The sequence below is a fragment of the Butyricicoccus sp. genome, assembly GCF_050872565.1.
Classification (GTDB): domain Bacteria; phylum Bacillota; class Clostridia; order Oscillospirales; family Butyricicoccaceae; genus Butyricicoccus_A.
The window spans coordinates 1-1,344 of the sequence record NZ_JBNMHC010000482.1 but is presented as its reverse complement, the minus strand read 5'-3'; the positions used below and the strand labels follow the sequence as shown (position 1 = coordinate 1,344).

The 1,344-nt window shown below is 50.6% G+C and carries 1 protein-coding gene; it reads left to right on the top strand.

What is annotated here, in order from left to right; translation table 11 throughout:
- The coding region (gene ppk1 / locus ACR0P9_RS12735; protein ID WP_432620715.1) for a polyphosphate kinase 1 at positions 1 to 1,344 on the top strand (1,344 nt) is incomplete at both ends.

Genomic DNA, 1,344 nt, shown 5'->3' with positions numbered 1-1,344 from the left:
TTCCAGCAGTGCCCTGCCGCGTCTGGTACAAGTTTCCGAACGTCCCAAGACATATATGCTCAGCGAAGAGCTGATTCTGCACTTTATCACCAAGATTTTCCCGAATTACGACGTCAAGGCAAAATCGTTGATTCGTGTATCCAGAAATGCAGATATTGATGCCGATGCGTTATATGACGAGGATTTGGACTATCGCGAGTTCATGAGCGGTTTGATGAAAAAACGCCGCCGTCTGGCACCGATTCGTTTAGAAATGAGCCGTGTCCTTGACAAACGCATTGTCAAGCTGCTGTGCAAGCACTTGGAGACCGAAGAATACGCTGTATTCAAAAACAATACGCCGCTGGATCTGTCGTATCTGTTCATGCTGCAAAATACCCTGCGCGGCAACAGTGCACTGTTTTATCCGCATCGTTCGCCGCGTCAGCCCGCGAGCATCCAACGTCAGATTCCGGTACTCGATCAAGTGCGCCAGAACGACAAGCTGCTCTCCTATCCGTATGAGAGCATCAAACCGTTTTTGCGTATGCTGCATGAAGCAGCAACCGACCCGAAGGTTGTCTCCATCAAAATGACGCTGTACCGCGTGGCAAAGGACAGTCAGGTTGTCGAAGCCCTGTGTGAAGCCGCAGAAAATGGCAAGGATGTCTTGGTTCTGGTCGAGCTGAAAGCTCGATTTGATGAGGAAAACAACATCGAATGGTCGCGCCGACTGGAAGAAGCAGGCTGTACCGTGATTTACGGTCTCAACGGTTATAAAGTCCATTCTAAGCTGTGCCTGATTACCCGCATGGGCGAAAACGGTCAGCCGGAATATTATACCCAGATTGGTACGGGCAATTATAATGAAAAGACCGCCCGTCTGTACACCGATTATTCGGTTCTGACATACGATCAGGAAATCGGCCGCAATGCCGCGCAGGTATTCCAAGCCTTGGCTATGGGTGAAACCCTCAAGCAGAGCGGTCCTCTGCTCATTGCTCCACATTGCCTGCAAAATCGTGTGCTGGAGATGATTGATGAGCAAATTGCTCTCGCCAAGCGCGGCGAAGAGGCATATATCGGCATCAAAATCAACTCGCTGACAGACAAGAAAATCATGGATCGACTCATGGCAGCATCGCAGGCGGGCGTTCCGATTGACATGGTGGTGCGCGGCATTTGCTGTCTGCTTCCCGGTGTACCGAAGAAAACTGAAAACATTCGTGTTGTCAGCATTGTCGGCAGATTCTTGGAACATTCTCGTATTTACATCTTTGGCAAGGGCGAGACGCGCAAGATATATATCGCCTCTGCGGATTTCATGACGCGCAACACCTTGCGCCGTGTGGAGGTTGCCGCACC